The organism is Pseudomonas sp. K5002 (genome assembly GCF_013386655.1).
Lineage (GTDB): Bacteria > Pseudomonadota > Gammaproteobacteria > Pseudomonadales > Pseudomonadaceae > Aquipseudomonas.
On record NZ_JACARK010000045.1, the window covers coordinates 1 to 7,253 of the forward strand.

Below are 7,253 nucleotides of genomic sequence, written 5' to 3' on the forward strand. Positions count from 1 at the left end.
CCTAAATAACGGATATGTACACATACCCAGAAACAATTCCCCCCACACTCCGCCGCTACCAAAACTGTTCCCATGACGCGCACGTAACCCCCGCCTGTGACCTTTCTCTACGGCAAGGTGCCATCACCGCAAATGCAGTTACCCGCCTACACACTTAAACTCGGAAAAATCACGCACCTTTTTCGCGCATGCATTTCCTACACTGCCCTTTCCTGGATCAGAATCCACGGCGAAACCACCACCGCCCACAAACTCGGGTCCCGCTCAACCAGGTCCAATGCCCGCGTCGCAGACACCTCGCCAAGACTCCCCGCAGCCAGCCAGGCAGCGACTTTCTCACGGTTGTCCTCAGCCATGCCCTCGGCGGCCTCGATCAAATCCAGCCCGGCATCGACCCACAATAGGGCACCCTTGGCAAAGAACGGCTCAAGCTCCTTCCAGGAAATTTCGGCAGTTTCACCAAGCAGCTTGGCATAGAGGGTGCTAGGTTCTTGCGTCATGGGAGTTCACCTGAAGAAAAAATCGGCGCAATCATACCGTCGAGCCCCAGGCAGAAAAACCCAGTTGCAAATGAGGCACCGAACGAAAGTGTCAGGAAAGCCAAGGATTGCCCGAAACTCTGGCATCACCCCGCCGCAATTCTGTCTTTTTCTTTCATTTAAGCGACATACCCGGGTTTTGCCCCCAGCAGCCAGCTTTTCAAGCGATCAACCGGCGCTCTACACTGTACCGGTACAGTTGCCAGGCCGCTGCCGGGGGATATCCGAGATATCTGATCCGGTTCTGCAGCTCACAAGGCCGCTAGAACTATAAAAAATACAACAGTAAGAGTGGAGCACTATGAATAAGGCTACTAAGCAGATTTCCAAACTGTTTGCCGCTATGGTCCTGGCCGGGGTTGCCAGCCATTCGTTCGCAGCTGACACCATCAAGATCGGTATTGCCGGCCCTAAAACCGGCCCTGTGACCCAGTACGGCGACATGCAGTTCATGGGTGCCAAGCAGGCCATCGCCGACATCAACGCCAAGGGCGGCGTAGATGGCAAAATGCTCGAAGCCAAGGAATACGACGACGCTTGCGATCCAAAACAAGCCGTGGCCGTAGCCAACAAAGTGGTCAACGACGGCGTCAAGTTCGTGGTCGGTCACCTTTGCTCCAGCTCCACTCAGCCAGCATCCGACATCTACGAAGACGAAGGCGTGATCATGATCACCCCGGCTGCCACCAGCCCGGAAATCACGTCCCGTGGCTACAAGCTGGTCTTCCGTACCATCGGCCTGGACAGCGCCCAGGGCCCAGCCGCCGGTAACTACATCGCCGACCACGTGAAGCCGAAAGTCGTAGCCGTTATCCACGACAAACAGCAATACGGTGAAGGCATCGCCACTGCCGTTAAACAAACCCTCGAGAAGAAAGGCGTGAAAGTTGCTCTCTTCGAAGGCATCAACGCTGGCGACAAAGACTTCGGTTCGCTGATCCAGAAGCTCAAGCAAGCCAACGTCGACTTCGTCTACTACGGCGGCTACCACCCTGAGCTGGGCCTGATCCTGCGCCAAGCCAAGGAAAAAGGCGTGAACGCCAAGTTCATGGGCCCTGAAGGCGTCGGCAACGACTCCATCTCGCAAATCGCCCAGAACGCGTCCGAAGGCCTGCTGGTTACCCTGCCGAAATCCTTCGACACCGATCCTGCCAACAAGGCAATCGTTGAAGAGTTCACCAAGAACAAGCAGGACCCAACCGGTCCGTTCGTGTTCCCGGCCTACTCGGCAGTTGAAGTGATCGCCGGCGGTATCGCTGCCGCGAAGAGCGAAGACACCGCCAAGGTGGCAGCGGCCATCCACGCCGGTACCTTCAAGACCCCGACCGGCGACCTGAGCTTCGACGCCAAGGGCGACCTGAAGGACTTCAAGTTCGTGGTCTACGAATGGCACTTCGGCAAACCAAAAACCGAAGTTTCCCCTCAGTAAGCCAGGCGTTACTGGTCAACAAGCCCACTGTGCAAGCAGTGGGCTTTGTTTTACGAGGTTTATGGGCCTGTCACCCGCGATCCGGGCGCTGGCTCACCTGAAAATCTTAAAACCGTCACCAGCGGTTCGCTGGCAAACGCTTTGTGCAACCTGATCACAGAACAGGGCACCGAGCCGGAAATTGACTCCACCAGTGAAATGCGTATCGGGTTTTTAGGAGCGCTGTAATGCCTGAGATCTATCATTTTTTCCAAACGCTGGTTAACGGCATGACCGTTGGCAGCACCTATGCCTTGATAGCCATTGGCTACACAATGGTTTACGGCATCATTGGAATGATTAACTTCGCCCATGGCGAGGTGTACATGATTGGTTCCTACGTGGCCTTCATCGCCCTTGCCGGGCTGGCCATGCTGGGTATCCACTCCCTGCCGCTGTTGATGACCGCTGCGTTCCTGGCGTCCATCGTCGTAACCAGTGCCTATGGCTACAGTATCGAACGCGTTGCGTACCGCCCCTTGCGTGGCAGCAACCGCTTGATCCCGCTGATCTCTGCGATCGGCATGTCGATTTTCCTGCAGAACACCGTATTGCTGTCCCAGGACTCCAAGGACAAATCCATTCCCAACCTGATCCCGGGGAGCATCTCCTTCGGCCCAGGCGGCGCACAGGAAGTGCTGATTTCCTATATGCAGATCCTGGTCTTCGTCGTCACCCTGGTGGCGATGCTCGGCCTGACCCTGTTCATCTCCCGCTCCCGTCTGGGGCGCGCCTGCCGGGCCTGCGCCGAAGACATCAAGATGGCCAACCTGTTGGGCATCAACACCAACAACATCATCGCCCTGACCTTCGTCATCGGTGCCGCACTGGCGGCTATCGCTGCCGTGTTGCTGAGCATGCAGTACGGCGTGATCAACCCCAACGCCGGTTTCCTGGTGGGCCTCAAGGCCTTCACCGCGGCGGTATTGGGCGGCATCGGCAGCATTCCGGGCGCGATGCTCGGCGGGCTGGTGCTGGGGGTGGCTGAAGCCTTTGGCGCCGACGTATTCGGTGACCAGTACAAGGACGTGGTGGCATTCGGTCTATTGGTTCTGGTGCTGTTGTTCCGGCCGACCGGCATTCTGGGCCGTCCGGAGGTTGAGAAAGTATGAGCAGATATCTTAAATCGGCGTTTTTCAGCGCCTTGCTGGTCTGGGCCGTGGCCTTCCCGGTACTCGGGCTCAAGTTGAGCATTGTCGGGATCAACCTTGAAGTGCATGGCACCGGTCCCGTGACGTTGACCATCATTGCCCTGTGCTCGGTGTTGATGTTCCTGCGCGTGCTGTTCACTCAGCAGGTCGGCGCGCTCCTCAAGTCCAACCGTGGCCCGTTGGTATCGCCCAAGGTCAGCCAGTTCCTGACCCTGCCGCGCACCCAGCGCTACATCATCATCGGCCTGATCGTGGCCGCGTTGATCTGGCCGTTCTTCGGCTCCCGTGGTGCGGTGGATATCGCGACGCTGATCCTGATCTACGTGTTGCTGGGCCTGGGCCTGAACATCGTGGTGGGTCTGGCCGGCTTGCTCGACCTGGGCTACGTGGGCTTCTACGCGGTGGGTGCCTACACCTACGCGCTGCTCTCGCATTACCTGGGCTGGGGCTTCTGGATCTGCCTGCCACTGGCCGGCATGGCGGCGGCCACATTTGGCTTCCTGCTGGGCTTCCCGGTACTGCGCTTGCGCGGTGACTACCTGGCGATCGTGACCCTGGGCTTCGGTGAAATCATCCGTCTGTTCCTGCGTAACCTCACCGATATCACCGGCGGGCCCAATGGCATCAGCAGCATTCCCAAGCCAACGTTCTTCGGGCTGACGTTCGACCGCACCGCGGCCGAAGGCATGCAGACGTTCCACGAGTACTTCGGGATCGACTACAACCCGGTGAGCAAAGTGGTGTTCCTGTACCTGGTGGCCCTGCTGCTGGCACTGGCGGCGCTGTTCGTGATCAACCGCCTGCTGCGCATGCCGATCGGTCGCGCGTGGGAAGCGTTGCGCGAAGATGAAATCGCCTGCCGTGCACTAGGCATGAACCCGACCGTCATCAAGCTTTCGGCATTCACCCTCGGGGCCACCTTCGCCGGTTTTGCCGGCAGCTTCTTCGCCGCGCGCCAAGGCCTGGTGACCCCGGAGTCGTTCACCTTCATCGAGTCGGCAATCATCCTCGCCATCGTGGTACTGGGCGGCATGGGCTCGCAGCTCGGCGTGATCCTCGCGGCGATCGTGATGATCCTGCTGCCGGAAATGATGCGTGAATTCAGCGAATACCGCATGTTGATGTTCGGCGCCATGATGGTGCTGATGATGATCTGGCGACCTCAAGGCCTGCTGCCCATGCAACGTCCCCACATGGAGCTGCGCAAATGAGCCGCGAGATCCTGAAAGTCGAAAACTTGAGCATGCGCTTCGGCGGTTTGCTGGCGGTCAACGGCGTGGCCCTGACCGTGCAAGAGAAACAAGTCGTGGCCCTGATCGGCCCCAACGGCGCCGGCAAGACCACGGTGTTCAACTGCCTGACCGGCTTCTACAAGCCGGCTGGCGGCACCATCCTGCTGGACGGCCAGCCGATCCAGGGCCTGGCCGGCCACGAGATCGCCCGCAAGGGCGTGGTGCGCACCTTCCAGAACGTGCGGTTGTTCAAGGACATGACGGCGGTCGAGAACCTGTTGATCGCCCAGCATCGCCACCTGAACACCAACTTCTTTGCCGGCCTGTTCAAGACGCCGTCGTTCCGCAAGAGCGAGCGCGAGGCCATGGAATATGCCGCGTACTGGCTGGACAAGGTCAACCTCACCGAGTTTGCCAACCGTCCTGCCGGCACCCTGGCCTACGGTCAGCAACGGCGCCTGGAAATCGCCCGCTGCATGATGACCCGCCCGCGGATCCTCATGCTCGACGAACCGGCCGCCGGCTTGAACCCGAAGGAAACAGAAGACCTCAAGGCGCTGATCAGTGTGCTGCGTGAAGAAAACAACGCCACCGTGCTGCTGATCGAACACGACATGAAACTGGTCATGAGCATTTCCGACCATATCGTCGTGATCAACCAGGGCACGCCACTGGCCGACGGTACGCCGGAGCAGATCCGCGACAACCCGGAAGTGATCAAAGCCTATTTGGGGGAAGCGTAAAATGCTGCAATTCGAAAACGTTTCCACTTTCTACGGCAAGATCCAGGCGCTGCACAGCGTCAACGTGGAAGTGCGCCAGGGCGAAATCGTTACCCTGATCGGCGCCAACGGTGCCGGTAAATCCACGCTGCTGATGACCCTGTGCGGTTCGCCCCAGGCTCACAGCGGCAGCATCCGCTACATGGGTGAGGAGCTGGTGGGCCAGGCCTCCTCCGAGATCATGCGCAAGAGCATTGCCGTGGTTCCGGAAGGCCGCCGGGTATTTGCCCGCCTGACCGTGGAAGAGAACCTCGCCATGGGCGGGTTCTTCACCGACAAGGGCGATTACCAGGAGCAGATGGACAAGGTGCTGCACCTGTTCCCGCGGCTCAAGGAACGCTTCAGCCAGCGCGGCGGCACCATGTCCGGCGGCGAACAGCAAATGCTCGCCATCGGCCGCGCGCTGATGAGCAAGCCCAAGCTGTTGTTGCTGGACGAACCGTCCCTGGGGTTGGCGCCGATCATCATCCAGCAGATCTTCGACATCATCGAACAGCTGCGCAAGGACGGTGTGACGGTGTTCCTGGTAGAGCAGAACGCCAACCAGGCGCTGAAGATTGCCGACCGCGCCTACGTGCTGGAAAACGGCCGTGTGGTGATGCAGGGCAGCGGCGAACAACTGCTGACCGATCCGAAAGTACGTGAGGCTTATTTGGGCGGTTGATGCCCATCTGGTCAATGTATGAGCGGGCTTTTGTGGGAGCGGGCTTGCTCGCGAAGGCAGTGGATCAGCCAACTTGTTTGGTGACTGACCCACTGCCTTCGCGAGCAAGCCCGCTCCCACATTTGTTTGGTGTGAACCAAAGACTTTGGCGAAACCTGAAATTATTTTCCCCGGCTTTGTAACGAATCCCTTCCCCCTTTCTCTAGTGGTGTAAGCAGGCGAACATGCTTGCCAACTCAACCCACTGCTGGAGATACACCATGACTACCAAAACCCGCTCGCTGTCCGCCGCCACCCTCGTCCTGGCCCTGGGTTCGGCCCTGAGCCTGTCCGCCCTGACCACCACCGCCCACGCCGCCGATGACATGCAGAAATGCTTCGGTGTAGCCGAAGCCGGCAAGAACGATTGCGCCGCAGGCGCCGGCACTTCCTGCGCGGGCACCTCGAAGGTCAAGGATCAGGCCAACGCCTGGAAACTGGTCCCGGCCGGTACCTGCCTGAAAACCCCAAGCACCACCTCGCCAACCGGCTTCGGCCAGGAAGCTGCCTTCACCGCCAAGTCCTGAAACCCTGCACAGCCTGAGTACTGACGATGACGCTCTCATTCACCCACTCCATCTCCCAGGCTCAGGCGCCCGGCCTCCCCCGTCGGGCCGGGCTGGGGCTCAAGAACGAGCACTTCAGTGAAGTGCTCGAGACGTCCCCCGATATCGGTTTTTTTGAAGTCCACGCCGAAAACTACATGGTGGCCGGCGGGCCTTTCCATCACTACCTGGGCTTGATCCGCGAACAGTACCCGCTGTCGCTGCACGGTGTAGGCCTGTCCATTGGCGGCGAAGGTCCGCTGAACGACGAGCACCTGGCGCGCTTGGCCACGCTGATCGAACGCTATCAACCCCACTCCTTTTCCGAACACCTGGCCTGGTCCAGCCACGGCCCGGTGTTTCTCAATGATTTGCTGCCGCTGGCGTATGACGATGAAACCCTGAAGCGGGTGTGCGAACACATCGACCAGGTACAAACCCGCCTGCAGCGGACCATGCTGCTGGAGAACCCGTCGACCTATCTGCAATTCCAGTGCTCCACCCTGGAAGAGACCGACTTCATCAGCGAAGCGATTCGCCGCACCGGCTGCGGGCTGCTGCTGGACGTGAACAATGTGTATGTGTCATGCATCAACCATCAGCAAGACCCGCTGAAGTACATCGAGGCCTTGCCGTTGCACGCCGTGGGCGAGATTCACCTGGCAGGGTTTGCCGAAGACACCGACAGCCTCGGCGACCGTTTGCTGATTGACGATCACGGCGCCCCCATCGACAACGCGGTATGGCAGCTCTACCAGCACGTGCTCAGCTGCACCGGGCCGGTCGCCACGCTGATCGAGCGCGACAACCAGGTGCCGGCGTTCAGCGTGCTG

The 7,253-nt window shown here is 59.5% G+C and carries 9 protein-coding genes; 8 read left to right on the plus strand and 1 reads right to left on the minus strand.

Annotated elements, in window-relative coordinates; translation table 11 throughout:
• Positions 1-197: 197 nt before the first annotated feature.
• Complete coding sequence (locus HX846_RS03105; protein WP_003211652.1) at positions 198-500, minus strand: DUF2288 domain-containing protein; 303 nt, start codon at positions 498-500, stop codon at positions 198-200.
• Between the two features lie 340 nt (positions 501-840).
• Between HX846_RS03105 and HX846_RS03110 the strand changes: the two genes are divergently transcribed.
• The 8 genes from HX846_RS03110 to HX846_RS03145 form a co-directional block, all read left to right on the plus strand.
• Positions 841-1,968 (plus strand): branched-chain amino acid ABC transporter substrate-binding protein, encoded by a 1,128-nt coding sequence (locus HX846_RS03110; protein WP_087693197.1) that lies wholly within the window; start codon positions 841-843, stop codon positions 1,966-1,968.
• A gap of 45 nt (positions 1,969-2,013) precedes the next feature.
• Entirely contained in the window at positions 2,014-2,196 is a 183-nt protein-coding gene (locus HX846_RS03115) for a hypothetical protein (protein ID WP_003211657.1), read from the plus strand.
• Positions 2,196-3,119: a high-affinity branched-chain amino acid ABC transporter permease LivH gene (gene livH, locus HX846_RS03120; RefSeq protein WP_003211659.1), complete on the plus strand. Its 924-nt coding sequence runs from the start codon at positions 2,196-2,198 to the stop codon at positions 3,117-3,119. The genes HX846_RS03115 and livH overlap by 1 nt, the downstream gene beginning before the upstream one ends.
• On the plus strand, positions 3,116-4,369 hold the full coding sequence (locus HX846_RS03125) for a high-affinity branched-chain amino acid ABC transporter permease LivM (RefSeq protein WP_003211661.1): 1,254 nt from the start codon (positions 3,116-3,118) through the stop codon (positions 4,367-4,369). Before livH ends, HX846_RS03125 begins: the two co-directional genes overlap by 4 nt.
• Positions 4,366-5,133, plus strand: a complete 768-nt coding sequence (livG, locus tag HX846_RS03130; protein WP_003211663.1) for a high-affinity branched-chain amino acid ABC transporter ATP-binding protein LivG — start codon at positions 4,366-4,368, stop codon at positions 5,131-5,133. The genes HX846_RS03125 and livG overlap by 4 nt, the downstream gene beginning before the upstream one ends.
• A gap of 1 nt (position 5,134) precedes the next feature.
• Complete coding sequence (locus tag HX846_RS03135) at positions 5,135-5,836, plus strand: ABC transporter ATP-binding protein (RefSeq protein WP_003211664.1); 702 nt, start codon at positions 5,135-5,137, stop codon at positions 5,834-5,836.
• A 260-nt stretch (positions 5,837-6,096) separates the two neighbouring features.
• Entirely contained in the window at positions 6,097-6,402 is a 306-nt protein-coding gene (locus tag HX846_RS03140; protein WP_003211666.1) for a DUF2282 domain-containing protein, read from the plus strand.
• A gap of 26 nt (positions 6,403-6,428) precedes the next feature.
• A partial coding sequence (locus HX846_RS03145; protein WP_178964960.1) for a DUF692 domain-containing protein occupies positions 6,429-7,253 on the plus strand: 825 nt, incomplete at its 3' end.